The sequence below is a fragment of the Streptomyces sp. DH41 genome, from assembly GCF_029813785.1.
In the GTDB taxonomy this organism is placed as follows: Bacteria; Actinomycetota; Actinomycetes; order Streptomycetales; family Streptomycetaceae; genus Streptomyces.
In genome coordinates, this window is the sequence record NZ_JARVKY010000013.1 from 175,032 (window position 1) to 198,122 (window position 23,091).

Here is a 23,091-nt window from a genome sequence, read left to right on the forward strand (position 1 = left end):
GGTTTCGTGCCCGGCGGTACGCCGCTCAGCCCGTCGTGCCGGCCGGTGCCCCGTCGCCGGGGTTCACGTCCCGCAGCAGGCAGGTCAGCCGGGCGGTGCACACGCGGCGGTCCTGGTCGTCGCTGATCACGATCTCGTACGTCGCCGTCGACCGGCCCCGGTGCACCGGCGTGGCCACCCCGGTGACCAGACCGGAGCGGGCCCCGCGGTGGTGGGTGCAGTTCAGGTCGACACCGACGGCGATCTTGGAGCTGCCGCCGTGCAGCATCGAGCCGACCGAGCCGAGCGTCTCGGCCAGCACCGCCGAGGCGCCGCCGTGCAGCAGCCCGTACGGCTGGGTGTTGCCCTCCACCGGCATGGTGCCGACGACACGGTCGGCCGACGCCTCGATGATCTGGACGCCCATGCGCGTCCCGAGGTGTCCGGCGGAGAAGAGCGCGGGCAGGTCGACGCCGAACGCGGCGTACTCGTCGATGACCTCCTGCGGGAACTGCACCTGCTGCTGCTCGCCCATGGGCCGGCTCCGTTCGTTGCTCCGTCTGCCTGACTCGCCGGTCGGCCCGGTGCGGCCGGCGGCTCGACTGAGCAAACGCTCAGTCGGTCGCCGATTGTTCCAGACGGACGACGACGGACTTGCTGGCCGGGGTGTTACTGGTGTCCGCCGTGGCGTCCAGCGGCACCAGGACGTTGGTCTCCGGGTAGTACGCCGCCGCACAGCCCCGGGCCGTCGGATAGTGCACGACGCGGAAACCGGGCGCCCGCCGCTCCACCCCGTCCTTCCACTCGCTGACCAGGTCGACGTACGAGCCGTCCCGGAGGTTCAGCGTCCGGGCGTCCTCCGCGTTGACCAGGACGACCCGGCGGCCGTTCCTGATACCGCGGTAGCGGTCGTCCAGGCCGTAGATCGTGGTGTTGTACTGGTCGTGCGAGCGCAGCGTCTGGAGCAGCAGCCGCCCCTCGGGCAGCTCGGGGTACTCGATCGGCGCGGCGGTGAAGTTGGCCTTGCCGGTGGCCGTCGGGAAGCGGCGCTCGTCGCGCGGGGCGTGGGGGAGGGCGAAGCCTCCGGGGTGGGCCACGCGCGCGTTGAAGTCCTCGAAGCCGGGGATGACGCGTCCGATGCGGTCGCGGATCGTCGCGTAGTCCTTCTCGAACTCCTCCCACGGCGTGCGGCTGTCCTCGCCCAGTACGCGGCGTGCCAGCCGGCACACGATCGCCGGTTCGGACAGCAGCCGCGTGCTCGCGGGCTCCAGCCGGCCGCGGGAGGCGTGCACCATGCCCATGGAGTCCTCGACGGTGACGAACTGCTCGCCCCCGCTTTGGAGATCGCGCTCCGTACGGCCGAGGGTCGGCAGGATCAGCGCACGCGCGCCGGTGACGGCGTGCGAGCGGTTCAGCTTCGTCGACACGTGCACGGTGAGGCGGGCGCGGCGCATGGCCGCCTCGGTGACCTCGGTGTCGGGGGAGGCGGCGACGAAGTTGCCGCCCATGGCGAAGAAGACCTTGGCCTCGCCGTCGCGCAGCGCGCGGATGGCGCGTACGACGTCGTAGCCGTGCTCGCGCGGCGGGGCGAAGCCGAACTCCTTCTCCAGGGCGTCCAGGAAGGCGGGCGCGGGGCGCTCGAAGATGCCCATCGTGCGGTCGCCCTGCACGTTGGAGTGACCGCGCACCGGGCAGACACCCGCGCCCGGGCGGCCGATGTTGCCGCGCAGGAGGAGGAAGTTCACGACCTCGCGGATGGTGGGTACGGAGTGCTTGTGCTGGGTCAGTCCCATCGCCCAGCACACGATGGTGCGCTTGGAGGCGAGCACCATGCGCAGGGTTTCATCGATCTCCGCGCGGGTGAGGCCGGTCGCGGTGAGCGTCTCGTCCCAGTCGGCGGCGCGGGCGGCTGCGGCGAAGTCCTCGTAGCCGTGGGTGTGTTCCTCGACGAAGGCCTCGTCGACGGCGCCCTCGGTCTCCAGGATCAGCTTGTTCAGGAGCCGGAAGAGGGCCTGGTCGCCGCCGAGGCGGATCTGCAGGAACAGGTCGGTGAGCGCGGCGCCCGCGGTGAGCCCCTTGGGGGTCTGCGGGTTCTTGAAGCGCTCCAGGCCGGCCTCGGGCAGCGGGTTGACGCTGATGATCTTCGCGCCGTTCGCCTTGGCCCGTTCCAGTGCGGAGAGCATGCGCGGGTGGTTGGTGCCCGGGTTCTGGCCGGCCACGATGATCAGATCGGACTTGTAGAGGTCCTCCAGGAGGACGCTGCCCTTGCCGACGCCGATGGTCTCGGACAGGGCCGAGCCGGACGACTCGTGGCACATGTTGGAGCAGTCCGGCAGGTTGTTGGTGCCGAGCTCGCGCGCGAAGAGCTGGTAGAGGAAGGCGGCCTCGTTGCTGGTGCGGCCGGAGGTGTAGAAGACGGACTCGTCCGGCGAGTCCAGGGCCGCGATCTCCTCCGCCACGATGTCGAAGGCGCGCTCCCAGGTGACCGGCTCGTAGTGCTCGCCGCCCTCGGGGAGGTACACCGGGTGCGTGAGCCGGCCCTGCTGCCCCAGCCAGTAGCCGCTGCGGGTCGCGAGGTCGGCGACGGGGTGCGCGGCGAAGAACTCCGGGGTGACCCGGCGCAGGGTGGCCTCCTCGGCCACGGCCTTCGCGCCGTTCTCGCAGAACTCCGCCTTGTGCCGGTGGTCCGGTTCCGGCCAGGCGCAGCCCGGGCAGTCGAAGCCGTCCTTCTGGTTGACGCTCAGCAGCGTCAGCGCGGTCCGCTTCACGCCCATCTGCCGCTGTGCCATGCGCAGGGTGTGGCCGATGGCCGGGATACCCGCCGCCGCGTGCTGGGGCTCTGTGACCTGCGGCGCGTCCTGAACCGGATCACCCTTGGGCGGCTTGGTGGCCATCGCGCGCTCCTTCGCGTACACGTGTGAGGTACGTCTCCGATCCTCGCACGCCCCGCCGGCACCGAGGACGGCCGGGCGGGCCGGGGTGCGGTGGCGGTGGCCGCGGCGGGGGAGGGCCGCGCCCATGCCACCGGTGAGCGCGGGGCGGAGTGTCAGTGGTCCGTGGCAGGATCGGGGACGTGGCCAAGACAGCAGCGAAGAAGACCGACAGCACCTCCGGCGGCGGCCGTCCGCGCCTGATGCTCATGGACGGGCACTCACTGGCGTACCGCGCGTTCTTCGCGCTGCCCGCGGAGAATTTCACGACCGCGACGGGGCAGCCGACCAATGCGATCTACGGCTTCGCGTCGATGCTGGCCAACACGCTGCGTGACGAGGCGCCCACGCACTTCGCGGTGGCGTTCGACGTCTCCCGCAAGACGTGGCGGTCCGAGGAGTTCACGGAGTACAAGGCGAACCGCTCCAAGACCCCGGACGAGTTCAAGGGCCAGGTCGAGCTGATCGGCGAGCTTCTCGACGCGATGCGGGTCTCCCGTTTCGCCGTCGAGGGCTTCGAGGCGGACGACGTGATCGCCACGCTCGCCACGCAGGCCGAGGCCGAGGGTTTCGACGTGCTGATCGTCACCGGCGACCGGGACTCCTTCCAGCTGGTCAGCGAGCACACCACGGTCCTGTATCCGACCAAGGGTGTCTCCGAGCTGACCCGGTTCACGCCGGAGAAGGTCTTCGAGAAGTACGGGCTGACCCCCTCCCAGTACCCCGACTTCGCCGCGCTGCGCGGCGACCCGTCCGACAACCTGCCGGGTATCCCGGGTGTCGGCGAGAAGACGGCCGCGAAGTGGATCAATCAGTTCGGGTCGTTCGCGGAGCTGGTCGAGCGCGTCGAGGAGGTCAAGGGCAAGGCCGGGCAGAATCTGCGCGACCACCTGGAGTCCGTCAAGCTCAACCGCCGGCTCACCGAGCTGGAGCGGCGGGTCGAGCTGCCGAAGGCGGTCACCGACCTGGAGCGGCCCGCGTACGACCGCAAGGGCGTCGCGGTGATCCTGGACACCCTGGAGATCCGCAATCCCTCTCTGCGGGAGCGGCTCTTCGCCGTCGATCCCGGGGCCGAGGAGGCCGAGGAGACGCCGGTCGTGGCGGACGGCGTGGAGCTGGACGGCACGGTGCTGGGCACGGGCGAAGTGGCCGGCTGGCTCGCCGAGCACGGCACGCGGCCCCTCGGTGTCGCCACGGTCGACACCTGGGCGCTGGGCACCGGTTCGGTAGCCGAGGTCGCGCTCGCCGCGTCCGACGGCAAGGCCGCCTGGTTCGACCCGTCCGAGCTGGACGAGGCCGACGAGACGGCGTTCGCGGCCTGGCTGTCCGACGCGGACCGGCCGAAGGTCTTGCACAACGCCAAGGGCGCCATGCGTGTCTTCGCCGAGCACGGCTGGAGCGTCGCCGGCGTGGGCATGGACACCGCGCTCGCCGCGTACCTGGTCAAGCCGGGCCGCCGCTCCTTCGACCTGGACGCGCTGTCCCTGGAGTACCTGCACCGCGAGCTGGCCCCCGCCGCCGCGGCCGACGGCCAGTTGGCCTTCGGTGCGGACGAGGGTGCCGAGGCCGAGGCGCTGATGGTGCAGGCCCGCGCGATCCTCGATCTGGGCGAGGCCTTCGAGGGCCGCCTGGCCGACGTCGGCGCCGCGGACCTGCTGCGCGACATGGAGCTGCCCACGTCCGCGCTGCTGGCCCGCATGGAGCGGCACGGCATCGCGGCCGACCGGGCCCATCTGGAGGCCATGGAGCAGATGTTCGCGGGCGCCGTGCAGCAGGCGGTGAAGGAGGCGCACGCCGCGGCCGGACGCGAGTTCAACCTGGGCTCGCCCAAGCAGCTCCAGGAAGTCCTCTTCGGCGAGCTGAATCTTCCCAAGACCAAGAAGACCAAGACCGGTTACACCACCGACGCCGACGCCCTGGCCTGGCTCGCGGCCCAGACCGAGAACGAACTGCCGGTGATCATGCTCCGTCACCGTGAGCAGGCCAAGCTGCGCGTCACGGTCGAGGGCCTGATCAAGACGATCGCCGCGGACGGCCGCATCCACACCACGTTCAACCAGACGGTCGCCGCGACCGGCCGCCTCTCGTCCACGGACCCGAATCTGCAGAACATCCCGGTCCGCACGGACGAGGGCCGTGCGATCCGCCGCGGCTTCGTCGTCGGCGAGGGCTTCGAGTCCCTGATGACGGCCGACTACAGTCAGATCGAGCTGCGGGTCATGGCCCATCTGTCGGAGGACGAGGGCCTGACCGAGGCGTTCACCTCGGGCGAGGACCTGCACACCACCGCCGCCGCGCAGGTCTTCTCCGTCGAGCAGTCCGCGGTCGACGCGGAGATGCGCCGCAAGATCAAGGCCATGTCGTACGGACTGGCGTACGGCCTGTCGGCCTTCGGCCTCTCCCAGCAGCTCAACATCGAGGCCGCCGAGGCCCGCGGGCTGATGGACGCCTACTTCGAGCGGTTCGGCGGCGTACGGGACTATCTGCGCCGGGTCGTCGACGAGGCACGGGCGACGGGCTACACGGCGACCCTCTTCGGCCGCCGCCGCTACCTGCCCGACCTCAACAGCGACAACCGCCAGCGGCGCGAGGCGGCCGAGCGCATGGCGCTGAACGCCCCGATCCAGGGCACGGCGGCCGACATCGTCAAGATCGCCATGCTCAACGTGGACAAGGCGCTGCGCGAGGCCGGTCTCGGCTCCCGGATGCTGCTCCAGGTCCACGACGAAATCGTCCTGGAGATCGCCCCCGGCGAGCGCGCGGCGGCGGAGGAACTCGTCCGCCGCGAAATGGCGGACGCGGTACGGCTCAGCGTCCCCCTGGGCGTCTCGGTGGGCGCGGGCCCGGACTGGGAGTCGGCAGCGCACTAGCCTCCGGCGGCTGGCGGCCGGCGGTTCGGGGCCGGGGGCGGCGGCGTGAGTCTTCGGGCCCGCGCCGTCCTCGCGGCCCACGCGGGCGTACTCGCCGTGCCGGAGCACGGAGCACGGAGCACGGAGCACGGAGCACGGAGCGCGGGTACGGGCGCGGGCACGGAAGACGGGGCACCGCCACCACCCGGCCAACGGCCGGACGCCCCGCCCCCGCCCGCACCGCGGGCCCCGTCACTCAGGTGGCCCCCGCGGAAACGCCCCCGCTCCTGTCTCCCCTGAGGATGCGGGCATGGGTATACGCATGCTCCACCACCGGACGACACCGGCACGGGCAAGCACAGACGGACCCGCCCGCGTGCCACTCCTACGAGTCCCGGTCGTCGCGCCGGGCGCAAGTACCGGCCGCATCCCCGCCACCGTCACGACGGCCCTGCGCCGCACCGCGGCGGACCTCCGCCGCCGACTCGCCCACCGGGACCCGACCGCGGCCACCTCGCGCGAGACACCCGCCTGGCGCCTGTGGGCCGACCTGGCCCGCGGCTACCTGGCGCTCGCCCTCACGCTGCTGCCGAGGCCACGCCCCGCCCACACCTTCACCGTGTTCGTCGCGCCCGCCGACACCCTCAGCGCAGGACCCGGCGGTCCGGCTCCGTACCGACACCTCCCGGGCTTCCGGGGACCGGAGCCGGGCGGCGCCACACCCTGACCCCCACGGCGTACAGCAGCAGCCCCGGGACGAGCCCGGCACCCGCCCCGAAGCACACCGTCGGGATCAGCTCCCAGGGCTTCGCGACCTCTCCCCAGTAGTCCCACCACCGGGTCGCCCGCTTCACCGCCCCGGCCACCGCACAGCCGCCCAGCAGCGCCCCGGCACACCACCGGTCCCGTACCGAGAGGACCGGAACACCCAGTGGCTCCGCCCGGGGCGTCCGGCGCAGTGCCCGCGCCAGGAACACGGCGATGACGACCGCGGCCACCGCGGAACCGCCGTACTGGAGGTACCAGTAGAGCGGCGAGCCCGCGATCTCCCGGCCCAGGGCGGGGAACACCCGCATCCCCCAGCGGTCGAGGTGCGTGAACGCGTCCCACACCACGTGTGTCAGCGCCCCCAGCACCGCCGACGCGTACCAACGCGCCACGAGGGACGGCCGCACGCGCGCACGGGCGGCCCCGCAGCGCAGCAGGGCGGCGGCGCGTCCCTGCCAGGCCCGCGGCAGCAGGGCCACCAGCGGCTCGCGGACCAGCAGCCACAGCCCCACCAGCGCCCACGCGATGATCACATCGATGGTGAAGACGCCCGGGAAGGAGTGCGTGACATCGCCGAACTCCATCGCCCCGGACAGGAAACTCGCCGCGTAGTAGGTCATGTCGGGCGCGAAGGACCCGGCGACCAGCACGGCCGGGACCAGTCGTCCCCGGCCGGTGCCGTCGCCCCGCACGGCGGGCAGCACGGCGGCCGCATGACTGAGCGTGAAGGGCAACGAAACTCCTCATATGGCCAACTGGTGAAAATCGGGCACGAACGGGTGCCCGCGCAAAGCAAGTTGTCGTAGGGTCGCCTGCGGCACCGTACTGGTCGAACAGACGAACAACACGCCCGGAAAGTTGCGGTGCAACCATCGCCCCGGACCGGTCGTCACAACAGGGCGGGTACCGCGGACGAGACAGCCGAGGGCCGACGGATACGGACGCGCGGGCGTCCACGGGAGGGGTTCACTCTATGGTGGCGCACTTCGACAGGAGACTCCGCAAGGCGGCGGTCACCACCACCGTGGCGGCGGTCGCGGTCGCGGCCCTGTCCGCGTCCCAGGCTCCCAACGTGACGGCCGACTCCCACGGCAGACAGACCACCGCCGACAACGCGCCCGCGTCCGACACGCCCCCCTCTCAGAGCGCCACCGGCAACTCGCCGTACTACACGGACCTGCCGCCGCTCAAGAGTCCGAGCCCCGCACCCACCATCGGCACCCCCGCCTCCCGGGGCACGTCCGAGGCGGGCATTCCCGCGACCGTCCTCGACGCCTACAAGAAGGCCGAGACGGAGCTGCGCCGGTCCAAGCCCGGCTGCAACCTGCCCTGGCAACTCCTCGCGGCCATCGGCAAGGTGGAATCGGGCCAGGCCCGCGGCGGTCGCGTCACCGCCGACGGCACCACCACCAGCCCCATCATCGGCCCCCAGCTCGACGGCAACGGCTTCGCGCTCATCAAGGACACCGACAACGGCGTCCACGACGGCAACAGCAGCTACGACAACGCCGTCGGCCCCATGCAGTTCATCCCCTCCACCTGGGCGTGGGCGAGCCGTGACGGCAACGGTGACGGCAAGGAAGACCCCAACAACATCTACGACGCCGCGCTCGCCGCCGGCCACTACCTGTGCCGCTTCGGCTGGGACCTGTCCACGCAGGCCGACCTCGACAGGGCGATCCTCAGCTACAACAACTCGCAGGACTACCTGCGCACGGTCCTGTCGTGGCTGGAGCACTACCGCAAGGGCACCCACGAGATCCCGGACGGCACCGGCACGCTGCCCGTGGACCGCAGTGACGACGGCACCGACGTGACCGGGCCCAGTCCCTCGCCCGGCGGATCCGGCGCGAGCACCGTGCCCCAGACCCCCGGCACGGCGACGCCCGGCCCCGGGAAGCCGGACAAGCCCACCGAGCCCAGCGCGCCCGCCGATCCCACCAAGCCGTCGGACCCCGGCACCGGCTCCCCGAGCCCCGGACCGACCGACCCGGAGACACCGCCGCAGACCGAGACCCCGACCGACACGGTGCACCACCTGGAGAACGCCGGTGCCACGGGGCTCACCGCGATCGCGGGCGACACGTTCAGCAAGAGGATCAGCACCCGCGCCGAGACCAAGAACGGAAAGGCCGTCGGCAAGGTACGGATCCGCTTCACCGTCCTGGGCGACACGGACGCCACCTTCGCCGGCGGCGAGAAGGTCGCCGCGGTCATCACCAACGCCTCCGGAGTGGCCGTCGCGCCCGCGCTGGTGGCGGGTGAGAAGACCGGCGGGTTCACCGTGCGTGCCACCGTCGTCGGCCGCGCCGTCGCCGGCCTGGACCACAGGGCCACCGTCACCGAACGCGTCGCCGACGCCCTCGCGCGCACCGGCGACAGCGCCCTGACCTGTACACCGGGCGGCGAGTTCGCCGACCGGGTCGCGGTGAAGGCCACGCACAAGGGCACCGCCGCGGACAAGGTCGCCGTCACCGCCACGCTCGTCAAGTCGGTGCTCGACCCGGCCGAGAACGACAAGGGCCCCTTCTTCAAGGACGCCGACGGTACGGCGGTCCGCACCCTGACCGGCCTGAAGACCGACGCCAAGGGACTGCTGACGCTGCCGAAGCTGTACGCGGACGACACCGCCGGCACGTTCGTGCTCCGCCTCACCACGGCGGGCGGCGCCACGCTCAACGTACAGCTGACGGTCGCCGAGGCCGAGACGGAGCCGTCACCGGCCCCGTCCACCGACGCCTCGCCCAGCCCGTCCACGGAGCCGTCGACCGAGCCCGGGGCGTAGACGCGGCCACTGCCCGGACACCCGAGGGCGCCCCACCGCTTCGGCGGCGGGGCGCCCTCGTCACTCGACGCCCTCGCCACTCGGTAGCTCACCCACTCGGCAGCTCCGTCACTCCGTTACTCCGTCACTTCGCGAGCCGCGCCTTCGTGTGCCGCGTCGGCTCCGCCGTGGCCGGGTCCTCGGGCCACGGATGCTTCGGATACCGGCCGCGCAGCTCCGCCCGTACGCCCTTGTAGCCGTCCTTCCAGAAGGAGGCCAGGTCGGCGGTGACCGCGGCCGGACGGCCGGCGGGGGAGAGGAGATGGACGAGGAGCGGCACCCCGGCGATCTCGGGCGTGTGCTGGAGCCCGAACATCTCCTGCAGCTTCACCGCCAGGACCGGCCGGCCGGGATCGCCGTAGTCGATCCGGATCCTGGACCCGCTGGGGACGGTGATCCGCTCCGGAGCGAGTTCGTCGAGCCGTGCCGCCTCCCCGCCCGCCCACGGCAGCAGCCGCGCCAGTGCCTGCCCGGCGTCGATCCGGGCCAGGTCGGCCCGCCGTCGGGCCCGGCTCAGTTCCGGTTCCAGCCACTCGTCCACGCGCGCGTGCAGTGCTTCGTCACCGACGTCCGGCCAGGGCTCGCCGAGCTGCCGCCGCAGGAAGGCGAGCCGCTTGCGCAGTACGTCCGCGTCGGCCGACCAGCGCAACAACCCGAGCCCCTCCTGCCGCAGCCCCTCCAGCAGCGCGTTCCGTACGAGACCGGGGCCGGCGTCGGCGAGTGGTCGCACGGCGAGTTCCACGGCCCCGAGTCGTGCGACACGCCGGGCCACGACGTCGCCGTCACCCCAGTGCACCTCTTCCCGCTCCTCCAGCAGCGCTCCCGCCGCGAGCCGGGCAGTCGCCTCGTCGACGACCGCCCCGAGCTGCACGCGCGCGTGCCCCTTCCCCACGGGCCGGTCGGCCACGGCGACCGCGATCCACGGCGCGCCGCGCAGCGCCGACGCCTCCGGCAGCTCGGCCCGGGTACCGGAAACCATCAGATACGAACCGCCGTCCTTCCGGGCCACCCGCTCGGGAAAGGCCAGAGCGGCCACCAGCCCGGCGAGAGCGTCCTCCGTGAGTCCCCGTGTCCGCCGGCCGTCCCCTTCTTCCTCCACGGCGCCGCGCAGCCGCCGTACCTCGCTCCGCCACCGCGCCCCATAGGCGTCCCCCGCTCGCCGGGCGGCCCTCAGCGCGGACGCCAGGTCGTCCCCGTACTCCCGCGGCGGTTCCTCACTGAGCAGGGCGACCACCTCGACGACCGCGTGCGACGCGCCCGCGTCGAGCAGTGCCCGCCCCAGCCGCGGATGCAGGCCCAGGCGGGCCAGTCGTACGCCCCGCGTGGTGGCGCGGCCGGCGGGGTCCACCGCGCCCACGGCCGTCAGTACCGACCGGGCCGCCGCCATCGCCCCGCCCGGCGGCGGATCGAGCAGCGCCAGCCCGGACGCCTCCGGGTCGCCCCAGCAGGCCGCCTGCAGCGCGAACGCCGTCAGGTCGGCCACCTTGATCTCCGGCGCCGGGAACCGCGGCAGGCGGGCGTCCTCCGCCTCCGTCCAGCAGCGGTACACCGCACCCGGCGCCTCACGCCCCGCCCGCCCGGCCCGCTGCCGTGCCGCCGCCCGCGACGCGCGGACCGTCGTCAGGGCGCTCAGCCCGCGCGCGTGGTCCACCCGCGGCTCCCGCGCCAGCCCCGCGTCCACGACCACCCGCACGCCCGGAACCGTCAGCGACGACTCGGCCACCGCGGTCGCCAGCACCACCCGGCGCCGCGACCCGGGAACCAGCACCGCGTCCTGCACGGCCGCCGGTGCCCGCCCGTGCACCTGGAGCACGTCGACGCCGGCGGGACTTCCCAGCTGTCCGGCGACCCGGGTGATCTCCCCGACGCCCGGCAGGAAACACAGCACGTCCCCGTCCCGCTCCGCCAGCGCCCGCCGTACCACCGACGCCACGTGCGCGAGCAGCGCCGGGTCCACCCGCATCCCGTGCGGCGGCCGTACCGGGCGCGCCGGCGGGGCCCACACCACCTCCACGGGGTACGACACGCCCCGCGCCTCGACGACCGGCGCCCCGCCCAGCAGCCGGGCCCAGCCCTGCGCGTCGGTCGTCGCCGACGCGGCCACCAGCCGCAGCTCCGGCCGGAGCGTCTGCCGCACGTCCCACAGGAACGCCGCCGTCGTGTCCGCGTCCAGATGCCGCTCGTGGCACTCGTCGAGCACCACCACGTCGACGCCCGTCAGCTCCTGGTCCCGCTGGAGCCGCTGCAACAGCACACCGGTCGTGACGACCTCCACGCGCGTGTGCCGCCCCACGACCCGCTCCCCGCGCACGGTGTACCCGACGCTCGCGCCGGGCTTCTCACCCAGCAGCCACGCCATGCGCCGGGCCGCCGCCCGCGCGGCGATCCGCCGCGGCTCCGCCACGACCACACGCCGCTCGGGGCCCTCGCCCAGCAGCCCGGCCAGCGCGAGCGGCACCAGCGTCGTCTTGCCGGTGCCGGGTGGCGCTACCAGCACCGCGGTGCCGTGCCCCTCCAGGGCGTCGTGCAGCGCGGGCAGGGCACCGCGTACGGGCAGGGCGTCCAGGGCGTCGTAACGGATCACGCCCCCAGTGTCGTACGTCGGCGAAACCACCCTCCACGCGCGCGTGCACACGTGGGCGGAAGCGGACGGCGTGGACTCAGTCGCGCTCGCACACGAAGATCGCCGTGCCCGGGATGAGATGTCCGCGCAGGGGCGACCAGCCGCCCCACTCGGAGGTGTTCCACTCCGGCCACTCCGGCTCCACCAGGTCCACCAGCCGGAACCCCGACGTCACGACGTCCCGGACGCGGTCGCCGAGCGTCCTGTGGTGCTCGACGTACACCGCGAGGCCTTCGTCGTCCTGCTCGACGTACGGTGTGCGGTCGAAGTAGGAGGCGGACACCGACAGTCCCTCCGGGCCCGGCTCGTCCGGGAACGCCCAGCGCAGCGGGTGCGTGACGGAGAAGACGAAGCGTCCCCCGGGCCGCAGCACCCGGTGCACCTCCCGCAGTACCAGCCGCGGGTCGGCGACGAAGGGCAGCGCCCCGTACGCCGAGCAGGCGAGGTCGAAGGATCCGTCAGCGAAGGGCAGCACGGCGGCGTCGGCACAGACCAGGGGGACGTCGCCGCCGATGCGCAGGGCGTGCTGGAGCTGGCGGTGGGAGAGGTCCAGGGCCACCGGACGGGCGCCCTGGGCGGTCAGCCAGCGGGAGCACTGGGCGGCGCCGGCGCCGATCTCCAGGACATCCCTGCCCTTCAGGTCCTCCGGCGGGCCGAGCAGCTCGGCCTCCACCTCGTCCAGACCCTCGGGGCACCACACGAAGCGGTCGTCGCCGAGGAAGGTTCCGTGCTCGACCTGGTACTCGTCCGCGTTCCGGTCCCACCAGCCACGGTTGGCGCGGGAGCTCTCCGTGACACCGGCGGCACGCCGGGTGGCTTCGGGCTCGGCCTCTGCGGCTTCGGACGTCTCGGGCTCTTGGATGACCGGCTCCCTGGTATTAGTCTGCGGGCTCTTCCGTGCCGCCCGTCCCGCGTGTCACGCAAGGGCCGTATGGGGGTTCGCGTGGCCTCGGGAGACGGCTTTTGTGCCGGGTATGCGGTGATCCGCCCCGGGTGTGCGGCTTCGCGCATTGACCCTGCCCGGCTGCCCCCGTATGCTACAAGTTGCGCTGCGGGCCTGCGCACCTCAGACGTAGCAGGTCGCGCTCGCATCTGTTGTATGTCCCCTCGGTTCTCGAGGTGTCACCCCTGGTTTCGGTGACGCTTCCTTGGCTGTCCGGCTTCTGCAGAGCGAAACGGGCTCCCGGCGTAAGCAGTACCTACGACTTCAATGTCCGTACCGGAGCCCTTTCCCACATGACGAGCAGCACCGAGACCACCGCCACCACCCCGCAGGTTGCGGTCAACGACATCGGTAACGAGGAAGCCTTCCTCGCCGCGATCGACGAAACGATCAAGTACTTCAACGACGGCGACATCGTCGACGGCGTCATCGTGAAGGTCGACCGGGACGAGGTCCTGCTCGACATCGGTTACAAGACCGAAGGTGTCATCCCGAGCCGCGAGCTCTCGATCAAGCACGACGTCGACCCCAACGAGGTCGTCGCCGTCGGTGACGAGATCGAGGCCCTTGTTCTCCAGAAGGAGGACAAGGAAGGCCGCCTGATCCTCTCGAAGAAGCGTGCCCAGTACGAGCGGGCCTGGGGCACCATCGAGAAGATCAAGGAAGAGGACGGCATCGTCACCGGTACCGTCATCGAGGTCGTCAAGGGTGGTCTCATCCTCGACATCGGCCTCCGCGGCTTCCTCCCGGCCTCCCTGGTCGAGATGCGCCGTGTCCGCGACCTCCAGCCCTACGTGGGCAAGGAGCTCGAGGCGAAGATCATCGAGCTGGACAAGAACCGCAACAACGTGGTCCTGTCCCGCCGTGCCTGGCTCGAGCAGACCCAGTCCGAGGTCCGCCAGACGTTCCTCACGACCCTCCAGAAGGGTCAGGTCCGTTCCGGCGTCGTCTCCTCGATCGTCAACTTCGGTGCCTTCGTGGACCTGGGTGGCGTCGACGGTCTGGTCCACGTCTCCGAGCTGTCCTGGAAGCACATCGACCACCCCTCCGAGGTTGTCGAGGTCGGCCAGGAGGTCACCGTCGAGGTCCTCGACGTCGACATGGACCGCGAGCGTGTCTCCCTGTCGCTGAAGGCGACCCAGGAAGACCCGTGGCAGCAGTTCGCCCGCACCCACCAGATCGGCCAGGTCGTGCCCGGCAAGGTCACGAAGCTGGTGCCGTTCGGTGCGTTCGTCCGCGTGGACGAGGGCATCGAGGGTCTGGTCCACATCTCCGAGCTGGCCGAGCGCCACGTGGAGATCCCGGAGCAGGTCGTCCAGGTCAACGACGAGATCTTCGTCAAGGTCATCGACATCGACCTCGAGCGCCGTCGCATCAGCCTCTCGCTGAAGCAGGCCAACGAGGCCTTCGGTGCCGACCCGTCGGTGGTCGAGTTCGACCCGACCCTGTACGGCATGGCCGCGTCGTACGACGACCAGGGCAACTACATCTACCCCGAGGGCTTCGACCCCGAGACCAACGACTGGCTCGAGGGCTACGAGACCCAGCGCGAGGCGTGGGAGACCCAGTACGCCGAGGCGCAGACCCGCTTCGAGCAGCACCAGGCGCAGGTCATCAAGTCCCGCGAGGCGGACGAGAAGGCCGCTGCCGAGGGTGTCGACACGGCGGGTGCGGCTCCGGCCGCGTCCAGCGGTGGCGGCGGCGGTGGCGGCGGCTCGTACTCCTCCGAGGGCGGCGACAACTCCGGCGCCCTGGCGTCGGACGAGGCGCTGGCCGCGCTGCGCGAGAAGCTGGCCGGCGGCCAGAGCTGACCGCAGGCTGAGCAGGAGCTCCTCATCGAGCGTTAGCTCGTGAACCGAGGGCCCGCACCCTTCCCGGGGTGCGGGCCCTCGGCGCGTTCGCGGCCGTCGGCCGTCCGCCCGTTCGGCGGACGCACGGGGAATGCCCGGGCCAGGCCCCTTGTTGTCCAGTAGGAACACGAGGAGGGGAGCGGTCACTGTGCTTGATCCGCAGGGTTTGTACGCATGGGAGCCGAAGGGCTTGGCCGTCGTCGACATGGCACTCGCCCAGGAGTCGGCCGGACTGGTCATGCTCTACCACTTCGACGGATACATCGACGCCGGCGAGACCGGCGACCAGATCGTCGACCAGGTGCTCGACTCGCTGCCCCACCAGGTCGTCGCCCGCTTCGACCACGACCGGCTCGTGGACTACCGGGCGCGCCGGCCGCTGCTGACCTTCAAGCAGGACTCCTGGACGGACTACGAGGTGCCCGCCATCGAGGTGCGGGTCGTCCAGGACGCCACCGGAGCACCCTTCCTGCTGCTGTCGGGCCCCGAGCCGGACGTCGAGTGGGAGCGCTTCGCCGCCGCCGTACAGCAGATCGTCGAGCGGCTCGGCGTCCGCCTCGCGGTCAGCTTCCACGGCATCCCCATGGGCGTCCCGCACACCCGCCCGGTCGGAATCACCCCGCACGGCAACCGCACCGACCTGGTGCCGGGCCACCGCAGCCCCTTCGAGGAGGCGCAGGTCCCCGGCAGCGCCGAAGCGCTCGTCGAGTACCGGCTCATGCAGGCCGGCCACGAGGTGCTGGGCGTCGCCGCGCACGTCCCGCACTACATCGCGCGCTCCCCGTACCCGGACGCGGCACTGACCGTCCTGGAGTCGATCACCGCGGCGACCGGTCTGGTCCTGCCGGGCGTCGCGCACTCCCTGCGCACCGACGCCCACCGCACCCAGACCGAGATCGACCGGCAGATCCAGGAGGGCGACGAGGAACTCACCGCCCTCATCCAGGGCCTGGAGCACCAGTACGACGCCGCCGCGGGCGCCGAGACCCGCGGCAACATGCTCGCCGAGCCCGTCGAGATCCCGTCGGCGGACGAGATCGGCCGCGAGTTCGAACGGTTCCTGGCCGAGCGGGAGGGCGACGGCTGACGCCGCTCCGCGGTGGGGCGACGTCCGACGCCGCCCCATGACGGGCCTATGCTTCCGCTCATGCTGAAGGTTGGCCTGACCGGTGGAATCGGCGCCGGCAAGAGCGAGGTGGCACGGCTGTTCGTCGAGTACGGCGCCGTACTGATCGACGCGGACCGGATCGCGCGCGAGGTCGTCGCGCCGGGAACCCCGGGGCTCGCCGCGGTCGTGGAGGCGTTCGGCGAGGACGTGCTCACCGGCGACGGCAGCCTGGACCGGCCGAAACTCGGCTCCATCGTGTTCGCCGACCCGGAGAAGCTGGCCGCGCTGAACTCGATCGTCCACCCCCTGGTCGGCGCCCGCTCCCGCGCCCTCGAGGAGGCCGCGGACGACGACGCCGTCGTCGTCCACGACGTCCCCCTGCTCACGGAGAACGGCCTGGCACCGCTGTACGACGTCGTGGTCGTCGTCGACGCCGACCCCGCCACCCAGCTCGACCGGCTGGTACGGCTGCGCGGCATGACCGAGCCGGACGCACGCGCGCGTATGGCCGCCCAGGCGACACGGGAGCAGCGGCGGGAGATCGCGGACGTGGTCATCGACAACGACGTGCCGCTGGACGCACTGCGGGCCCGCGTGAAAAAGGTGTGGGCCGAGCTGACCCGCAGAGCGCACGCGCCGCGCTGAACGCCCCGGCGGCCGGCCGTCGGAATAGCCGTCCCCGCGCGGGCGTTGATCCCTCTGAGTGAGGGAAGGACTCTGCCGTGCCCGAGACCAGTGGTTCGACCGGACGTACGCCGGAGACGGATGTCATCGACTTCCGTGCCGCCGAGCAACTGCTCGCGGCACGGGACCCGCAGGGCGCGGTGAAACTGCTCGACGGGGTCATCGCCACGCATCCGGAGAGTACCGCCGCGCGACTGCTGCGCGCGCGTGCGTTCTTCGCGGCGGCACAACTGAGACCGGCCGAGCTCGAGTTCACCATCGTCCTGGAGCGTGAGCCGGACAACGCGTTCGCGCACTTCGCGCTCGCCCGCACCTTCGAGCGCCGGGGCTGCCCCGACCAGGCCAGGCGCCACTTCCGGCTGGCGGCGGCTCTCGACCCCAACCCGGAGTACCTGCAGCAGGCGCGGTTCGACTCCTGACGGGCGATTCCTTCTTCCGACGGCCGGGGAGACACGAGGGGGAACAGGCAGTGCCACTGGACCGACCCGTCCTGCCGGACGCCGACGACCTGCCCGAAGTACTGCTCGACCTCGCGGTGCCGCACGAGGACATCAACGCACTGGTGCGCCTGAGCGGGGCGGTGACGCACGACGCCGCAGTGACGCGGCTGCTGGAGGAGTGCGTCCGGGAGCTGGTGCGGGACCTCGGCGAGGTGACCGGGGACAGGGAGGGCGTGCGGCGGTTCGAGGAGCGTCTCGCTCAGGCTCCGCAGGCGCTGGGCGCGTACTTCGCCGCGTACGTGTTCGTCGCCGCGCTGCCGTACACCCGCGCGTACCACCGGGAGCGCGGCGTCCCGGCCGAGGTCACCCGGCACACCCTCGCCGACCTGGGACGGAACATGGCGAGCCACCGCAGGCGGCACGGCACGGGCGGGGTGCGGGCCCCGCAGTGGCTGACGCACCACTTCCGGGGAGAGCTGTACCAGCTGGGGCGGCTGCAGTTCGAGCGGGCCACGATCGGGCAGCGGACGGCACCGGTGCTGCGGGCGGCAGGGCTGGACGCGGTGCCGGGCGAGCCCTGTGTGAACCTGCACATCCCGGACTACCGCGGGCCGCTGACACCGGCCGCCTGCGACCGCTCGCTCACGCTCGCCAGGCAGTTCTTCCACCGGCACTTCCCCGAGGAGCCCTACCGAACGGCGACGTGCCACTCCTGGCTTCTCGACCCGCAGCTGAAGAGGTACCTGGCCGCGGACTCCAACATCGTCCGTTTCCAGGAACGCTTCCGGGTGACGCGCGAGGACACCGAGCCGGCCGACGAGGAGCCGGTCCGCTTCGTCTTCGGGAACTCCTGTCTGCCGATCGAGGATCTGCCGCGCCGCACCTCGGTGGAGCGTGCTGTCGGAGACCATCTACGGGCGGGCGGCCACTGGTACATCGGGTGCGGCTGGTTCCCGTTCTGAGGGCACACCGCTGTGCCGATCGCCCCGCTCCGGACGGACCCGCGTGTGTTCACTCGAGCGGGTGAATCGATGCTGGTCGGGAACGGGCGTGCGAGAGCGGCCCGTTGGACGGGCATGGAGCTGAAAATGCGAGAGGGACACCAGGGGACGGGACCCGGAGCCATCACCCCGGACGGCTGCGCCGTCGAGCTCTACTCACGGCTGCCCGCCGGAGCCGAGCCGGACATCGTCGCCGCCGCGGCGCCCGAGGGCGCGCGCATCCTCGAACTGGGCAGTGGCGTGGGACGCATGACCCATCCGCTGCTGGAGCGGGGCTTCGACGTCACCGCGGTGGACGAGTCCGCCGAGATGCTGGAGCACGTGCGGGGGGCACGGAAGATACGCAGCCCGATCGAGGACCTCGACCTGGGTGAGAGCTTCGACGTGGTGATGCTGGCGTCGTTCCTCGTGCACACCGGCGACATCGAGGTGAGACGGGGGCTGCTGCGCACCTGTGCCCGTCATGTCGCGCGGGACGGCTGTGTACTGATCCAACGAGAGGGTGAGGACTACCACACGAACCTGCCGCGTGAGCGAGTGGATCCCAGCGGCTTCACCGTGCGGATCGTGTCGTCACAACCGGTCGGGGACGGCGTCAACTCGGTAAGGGCGGAGTACGAGTTCCCGGACGCGGTCTGGACGCAGACCTTTCGGGCCCGGCCGCTGAGCAGGGAACAGTTCGAGGAGGCACTGGGGGAGGCGGGGCTCCGGGTGGACCGGTATCTCACCGATGACGGGACGTGGGTGAGGGCGGTCCCCGTGAAAGAAGGATAGGAGATCGGCGATGAGTTCCGAGCCGGCGAGCGGTCTGTACTCCCGACAGCAACACTGACCGCTCAGCTCAGGAGACCCTGTGCCCGTGACCTCCGCTCCCGTCGCTCCCGCCGCACCTGGTGCTTCCGTCACCTCCGCTGCTTCCGTCACGCCGTCCCGCGGGCGTGGCGCCCGGATCGCCCTACGCGCGGTGCAGGTGCTCCTCGCGCTGTTCTTCGCCGTCGCGAGCGCCTTTCCCAAGTTGATCGCGCATTCCTCGGCGGCCGACACTTTTGCCGAGATGGGCTGGGGCAACGCGGGCATGTACACGATCGGCGTCCTCGAGCTGGCCGGAGCGATCGCCCTGTTGGTCCCGGTGCTGCAGTCGGCGGCGGGGGCTGCGCTGAGCGCGCTGATGGTCGGCGCGTTCGTGGTCCAGCTCACCTACTTCGACGGAGAGCAGGCGGCGACACCGCTCATCCTGATGGTGCCGCTCCTGCTCGTCGCCTGGGCCCGCCGCGGGCACAACGAGGAACTGTTCCGGCTGATACGACGCGCCTGACGATGCGCCCAAGGACGTGCCTGACCGTTCGCGTGCCCTGCCGCCGACGTCGCCGTCGGCGTTGCCGGCAGGGCACAAGGGCGGTCCACGGACTCAGGGCCTGGTCTCGGCTTCACTCCGGGCGCGGCCCAGGCTCTCAAGCCCTCGCAGGCGTTCCAGCTCGCGGCGGTCGCGCTTGGTCGGGCGGCCGGCGCCGCGGTCGCGGATGCCGGCCGGAGCGACGGCCTCGCGGGGCGGGGGCGGCGGGGAGTTGTCGAGGTAGCACTGCACGGCGACCGGGGCACCGACGCGCTTGCGGATCAGCCGCTTGACGACGACGACGCGTTCCCTGCCCTCCTGTCGCAGGCGCACCTCGTCGCCGACGCGCAGGGAGTACGCGGGCTTCACCCGCTCGCCGTTCACCCGGACATGGCCGCCCCGGCAGGCGGTCGCGCCGAGGGAGCGGGTCTTGATGAGACGGACGGCCCAGATCCAGCTGTCCACGCGGACGCTCTCGCCGTTCTTCGGCCCGGCCGCCTCGGCGGCGGCGATCGCGGAGGCGGTCTTCGGGTCCGGAGACTGGGCGGCGGCAGCGGCGCCGTCGCCGCCAGTGTCCTGTGGGTGGTCGGCCGTCCCGCCGTTCCTGCCCTCGTCATGCTCGGAAGCCATGACTCGACCTTAACCGCCCGGCCAGGCGAAAGGGGCTCCCTTTTCCGGCGGCGACCGAGGTGGGCGGTCGCGTCCGATGCCCGGCGGACGAGGCGTCCCGGCGCGCGTCGGGACGCCGGGGCTCGACGACAGGTCCTCTAGTACCGCGTGGGGAACAGCTGAAGTGTGGCCTTCTTGCCGGAGACCGACTTCACCCAGACCTTCAGGTTGTTGAACTGGACGGTGCCGCCCGGGCTGGAGCTGCCGCCGAGGCGCCCGCCGGCGGCCGACATCTTCACGGACCGGGGGCTGACGCTCGTGATCTTCAACTTCCCGAACCCGAACTTGCGGCTGTCGACCTTGATGGTCCTGGGCGCCGACACGGTGGTCGTGCACCGCCCGTCGTAGCAGGGCCCGTTGGCGGCCGACGCCACCGGCGTCATCGCGCCGAACCCGAGTGTGCCCGCCATGGCCAGCGTCACGGCAGCCGACGCGGCCCGCCGGCGCGCACCGGCGGTGGTCACCGGGAGTGAGGCTGTCAGTCGGTGGATACGGTTCACGTCATCGTCCTTCGGTCGATCGAAAGCGGTACGGCGGGGAGTTTCCGCGCCGCCCGAGCGCGAGCCCGGGCCCGGGCACGGCACCGGTGCGCTCGGAGTCGAGACGGTCGGTCGGTGCCCCGCTGCACCGAGTCCAGCACCCACCCGGTTGTTCAGGAACGTGCTCCGTACCCCTGAACAACTCGCGGCGCGGCTGCCGCCAGGACGGGACGGGGACGGGACGGCACCGGCAGGCGCAAGGCGCCTCGGGGCTGGACGGCCTTACGGTGGAGGCATGGACACCACCGGCCTCTCCGTACTCGACCAGCGGATCGCGGGGTGCCGGGCCTGTCCGCGGTTGGTCGACTGGCGGGAGGAGGTGGCCCGTACCAAGCGGGCGGCCTTCGCCGACTGGACGTACTGGGGCCGGCCGGTCCCGGGCTTCGGCCCGCCGGACGCGCGTCTGCTGATCGTCGGGCTCGCCCCCGCGGCACACGGCGGCAACCGCACTGGCCGGATGTTCACCGGCGACCGCTCCGGGGACGTGCTGTACCAGGCGTTGTACGACGTGGGCCTCGCCTCGCAGCCCACCGCGGTCTGCGCCGACGACGGCCTGGAACTGTACGGCGTGCGCATCACCTCGCCGGTGCACTGCGCCCCGCCCGCCAACAAGCCGACCCCCGCCGAGCGGGACACCTGTCGTTCCTGGCTCGTTCAGGAGCTGGGTCTGCTGCGGCCGACGCTACGGGCCGTGGTGGTCCTCGGCGCCTTCGGCTGGCAGGCGGCGCTGCCCGCGTTCGCCGAGGCGGGCTGGCCGGTGCCCCGGCCCCGTCCCGCCTTCGCGCACGGCGGCCACGTCACACTGGACGCCCCGGACGGGGCCGGCCTGGACCTCTTCGGCTGCTTCCACGTCAGTCAGCGCAACACGTTCACCGGCCGGCTCACCCCCGAGATGCTCCGTGAGGTGCTGCGCACCGCGGCCGAGACGGCGGGGCTGCCCACCCGGTAAAGGGGCGAGTGTCCCAGCCGACGGCGCTACGGCGCCCCGCTGGGCCTGCATCCGGAGACCGAACCGCACGACCACGGCATGCTCGGCATCGCCTGGCGGCTCCGCCACGCCTGACCGGCCGCGGGCCTCACCGGCCGGTCCGTCCCTCGGCCGTGCCCGGGTCCGTGTCCGCGCGCCAAGGCCACCACACGTACCGCACGTCCGGCTCCCGCTCCTCGTTCCCGGCGCCGTCCGTCCACTCCACGGCCGTGAAACCGTGCCGTTCTTGAAGTGCTCTCCCGGCTGAAGCCGGGAGATTCCTGCTTACCTTGCGGTAGCGGGCTTGACGCGCTTTGCGCGCCTGACGACTGCCCTTCCGGCAGCCGGGATGAGCGCGAGGCCCATCCGGTACAGGTGCAGGACGTTGCGGGCCGCGTTGTGGTCGGCGTTGCCCGACCAGCCGCAGTCCGGGCTCTTGCACACGAAGACGGCCTGGGACTCCCGGCTGCCGGGCGTGGTGAGACCGCACGCCGAGCAGCGCTGGGAGGTGCCGGGGGCAGGGACCTTGTGCAGGGTGCCGCCGTGCTGGGCGGTCTTGTACGTCAGCAGGGTGACCGTGCGGCCCCATGCCTCCTGGTTGATGGAGCGGTTCAGCCCGGACTTCTGGGCGACGTTCTTCCCCGGTGTCTCGGTGGTTCCCCTGGCGGATTTGACCATGTTCGTGATGGTGAGTGCTTCGACCACGATCGTGCCGTAGGTGCGGGCGATGGTGGTGGTCGTCTTGTGCTGCCAGTCCAGGGCCCGGCGCTTGGCTTTCGCGCGGAGCTCTGAGATCCGGTCGTAGGTGCGGCGCAGCCGGCGGCTGGTGCGCTCGCCGGGTCTGCGGTGTCGTTTACGCTGGGCGGCGCGCTGCTCCAGGTGCAGGAGCCGTGTCTTCTCCTTGTCGGTCAGCCACTCGTCGTGCTCGTAGGTTTCGCCGTTGGAGAGGGCGAGGGGCACGTTGATCCCGACGTCGATGCCGACTTCGGGGCCGGTGTGGGGTTCGGGTCTGGTTTCGAGGGTCTGGACGCGGAAGGCGAGGTGCCATCCGAGGGCGTCTTTGACCAGCCGGGCTCCGGTGATCCGGTTGCCGTCGCCGGCGTGTTTGCCGACCGGGAGGTCCTTGGTCCAGCGGAAGCGGACCCGGCCGATCCTGGGGATGTTGGCCATGCCCCAGCGTCGGTGCACACGGCTGATGTTCAGGTCCCGGCCCTGCGGAACGTCCACGGACATCACCGAACGGAGGCGGCTCTTGAAGTCCGGAGCGTTCGCCCGCCCGTCCCAGCAGTTCTTCCACGCCCGGAAGTAGGTCTTGAGTACCGCTTGCGCGGCCTGGGCGGGGAGGGCGGCGAGGAAGTCGATGTCCTTGCGGGCCTGTCGGATCGCGGCGTCCGCGTTCGCGAGTGTCCGTTTCTCTTTCGGCATCATCTGCCACCACGCGTGCAGCAGGTTCCACATCGTGCGGGCGGCGTGTGCCTGGTCGTCCGTCTTCAGTACCTCGGCAGGCGACAGTGCGAGCCGGGCACGGTGCCCGAACTGTCGTGTGACCAAGGTGTCTTGTTTCACGAGCGTGAGATTAGCATT

Annotated in this window: 19 protein-coding genes; 11 read left to right on the forward strand and 8 right to left on the reverse strand. The window is 71.8% G+C overall.

The features are described from left to right. Positions 1–25: 25 nt before the first annotated feature. On the reverse strand, positions 26–514 hold the full coding sequence (locus tag QC283_RS22085) for a PaaI family thioesterase (protein WP_279563337.1): 489 nt from the start codon (positions 512–514) through the stop codon (positions 26–28). 79 nt (positions 515–593) lie between these two features. Next, positions 594–2,873 carry an FdhF/YdeP family oxidoreductase gene (locus QC283_RS22090; RefSeq protein ID WP_279563338.1) on the reverse strand — a complete coding sequence of 760 codons (2,280 nt, stop codon included), beginning with the start codon at positions 2,871–2,873 and terminating at the stop codon, positions 594–596. Positions 2,874–3,052: 179 nt separating this feature from the next. On the opposite strand from QC283_RS22090, the gene polA reads away from it, so the two are divergent. Together polA and QC283_RS22100 are read left to right on the forward strand one after the other, a co-directional pair. Further along, a complete protein-coding gene (gene polA / locus QC283_RS22095) occupies positions 3,053–5,779 on the forward strand; it encodes a DNA polymerase I (RefSeq protein WP_279563339.1) in 2,727 nt (908 codons plus the stop codon). A 355-nt stretch (positions 5,780–6,134) separates the two neighbouring features. Further along, complete coding sequence (locus QC283_RS22100; protein ID WP_279563340.1) at positions 6,135–6,485, forward strand: hypothetical protein; 351 nt, start codon at positions 6,135–6,137, stop codon at positions 6,483–6,485. Here QC283_RS22100 and QC283_RS22105 read toward each other — a convergent pair. Next, the gene (locus QC283_RS22105) at positions 6,403–7,260 is read right to left on the reverse strand and encodes a DUF4184 family protein (protein WP_279563341.1); all 858 of its coding nucleotides are present in this window, start codon (positions 7,258–7,260) and stop codon (positions 6,403–6,405) included. The two genes, QC283_RS22100 and QC283_RS22105, sit on opposite strands and share 83 nt — an antisense overlap. A 239-nt stretch (positions 7,261–7,499) precedes the next feature. Here QC283_RS22105 and QC283_RS22110 point away from each other — a divergent pair, with 239 nt between their 5' ends. Then, entirely contained in the window at positions 7,500–9,311 is a 1,812-nt protein-coding gene (locus QC283_RS22110; RefSeq protein WP_279563342.1) for a lytic transglycosylase domain-containing protein, read from the forward strand. Between the two features lie 124 nt (positions 9,312–9,435). On the opposite strand, the gene hrpB is transcribed toward QC283_RS22110, so the two are convergent. Together hrpB and QC283_RS22120 are read right to left on the reverse strand one after the other, a co-directional pair. Beyond that, positions 9,436–11,934: an ATP-dependent helicase HrpB gene (gene hrpB, locus QC283_RS22115; protein ID WP_279563343.1), complete on the reverse strand. Its 2,499-nt coding sequence runs from the start codon at positions 11,932–11,934 to the stop codon at positions 9,436–9,438. A 76-nt stretch (positions 11,935–12,010) separates the two neighbouring features. Beyond that, positions 12,011–12,673: a class I SAM-dependent methyltransferase gene (locus QC283_RS22120; RefSeq protein WP_279563344.1), complete on the reverse strand. Its 663-nt coding sequence runs from the start codon at positions 12,671–12,673 to the stop codon at positions 12,011–12,013. A gap of 536 nt (positions 12,674–13,209) precedes the next feature. On the opposite strand from QC283_RS22120, the gene rpsA reads away from it, so the two are divergent. From rpsA to QC283_RS22155, 7 genes are all read left to right on the forward strand, one after another. Continuing rightward, positions 13,210–14,727 (forward strand): 30S ribosomal protein S1, encoded by a 1,518-nt coding sequence (gene rpsA, locus QC283_RS22125; RefSeq protein WP_279563345.1) that lies wholly within the window; start codon positions 13,210–13,212, stop codon positions 14,725–14,727. Positions 14,728–14,914: 187 nt separating this feature from the next. Further along, a complete protein-coding gene (locus QC283_RS22130; protein WP_279563346.1) occupies positions 14,915–15,853 on the forward strand; it encodes a PAC2 family protein in 939 nt (312 codons plus the stop codon). Between the two features lie 60 nt (positions 15,854–15,913). Further along, positions 15,914–16,519: a dephospho-CoA kinase gene (coaE, locus tag QC283_RS22135; RefSeq protein ID WP_279563347.1), complete on the forward strand. Its 606-nt coding sequence runs from the start codon at positions 15,914–15,916 to the stop codon at positions 16,517–16,519. Positions 16,520–16,596: 77 nt separating this feature from the next. Continuing rightward, positions 16,597–16,977 (forward strand): tetratricopeptide repeat protein, encoded by a 381-nt coding sequence (locus tag QC283_RS22140; RefSeq protein ID WP_279563348.1) that lies wholly within the window; start codon positions 16,597–16,599, stop codon positions 16,975–16,977. A 50-nt stretch (positions 16,978–17,027) separates the two neighbouring features. Continuing rightward, positions 17,028–17,960 carry an acyltransferase domain-containing protein gene (locus QC283_RS22145; protein ID WP_279563349.1) on the forward strand — a complete coding sequence of 311 codons (933 nt, stop codon included), beginning with the start codon at positions 17,028–17,030 and terminating at the stop codon, positions 17,958–17,960. Positions 17,961–18,086: 126 nt separating this feature from the next. Beyond that, positions 18,087–18,773: a class I SAM-dependent methyltransferase gene (locus QC283_RS22150; RefSeq protein ID WP_279563350.1), complete on the forward strand. Its 687-nt coding sequence runs from the start codon at positions 18,087–18,089 to the stop codon at positions 18,771–18,773. 79 nt (positions 18,774–18,852) lie between these two features. Then, positions 18,853–19,314, forward strand: a complete 462-nt coding sequence (locus QC283_RS22155; protein ID WP_279563351.1) for a DoxX family protein — start codon at positions 18,853–18,855, stop codon at positions 19,312–19,314. 93 nt (positions 19,315–19,407) lie between these two features. Here QC283_RS22155 and QC283_RS22160 read toward each other — a convergent pair whose 3' ends face one another. Together QC283_RS22160 and QC283_RS22165 are read right to left on the reverse strand one after the other, a co-directional pair. Next, entirely contained in the window at positions 19,408–19,962 is a 555-nt protein-coding gene (locus QC283_RS22160) for an RNA-binding S4 domain-containing protein (protein ID WP_279563352.1), read from the reverse strand. A 137-nt stretch (positions 19,963–20,099) separates the two neighbouring features. After that, positions 20,100–20,501 (reverse strand): hypothetical protein, encoded by a 402-nt coding sequence (locus tag QC283_RS22165; protein ID WP_279563353.1) that lies wholly within the window; start codon positions 20,499–20,501, stop codon positions 20,100–20,102. A gap of 274 nt (positions 20,502–20,775) precedes the next feature. On the opposite strand from QC283_RS22165, the gene QC283_RS22170 reads away from it, so the two are divergent. Next, on the forward strand, positions 20,776–21,489 hold the full coding sequence (locus QC283_RS22170) for a uracil-DNA glycosylase (RefSeq protein WP_279563354.1): 714 nt from the start codon (positions 20,776–20,778) through the stop codon (positions 21,487–21,489). A 303-nt stretch (positions 21,490–21,792) separates the two neighbouring features. On the opposite strand, the gene QC283_RS22175 is transcribed toward QC283_RS22170, so the two are convergent. Beyond that, the gene (locus tag QC283_RS22175; RefSeq protein WP_279563355.1) at positions 21,793–23,073 is read right to left on the reverse strand and encodes an RNA-guided endonuclease InsQ/TnpB family protein; all 1,281 of its coding nucleotides are present in this window, start codon (positions 23,071–23,073) and stop codon (positions 21,793–21,795) included. Positions 23,074–23,091: the final 18 nt, after the last annotated feature.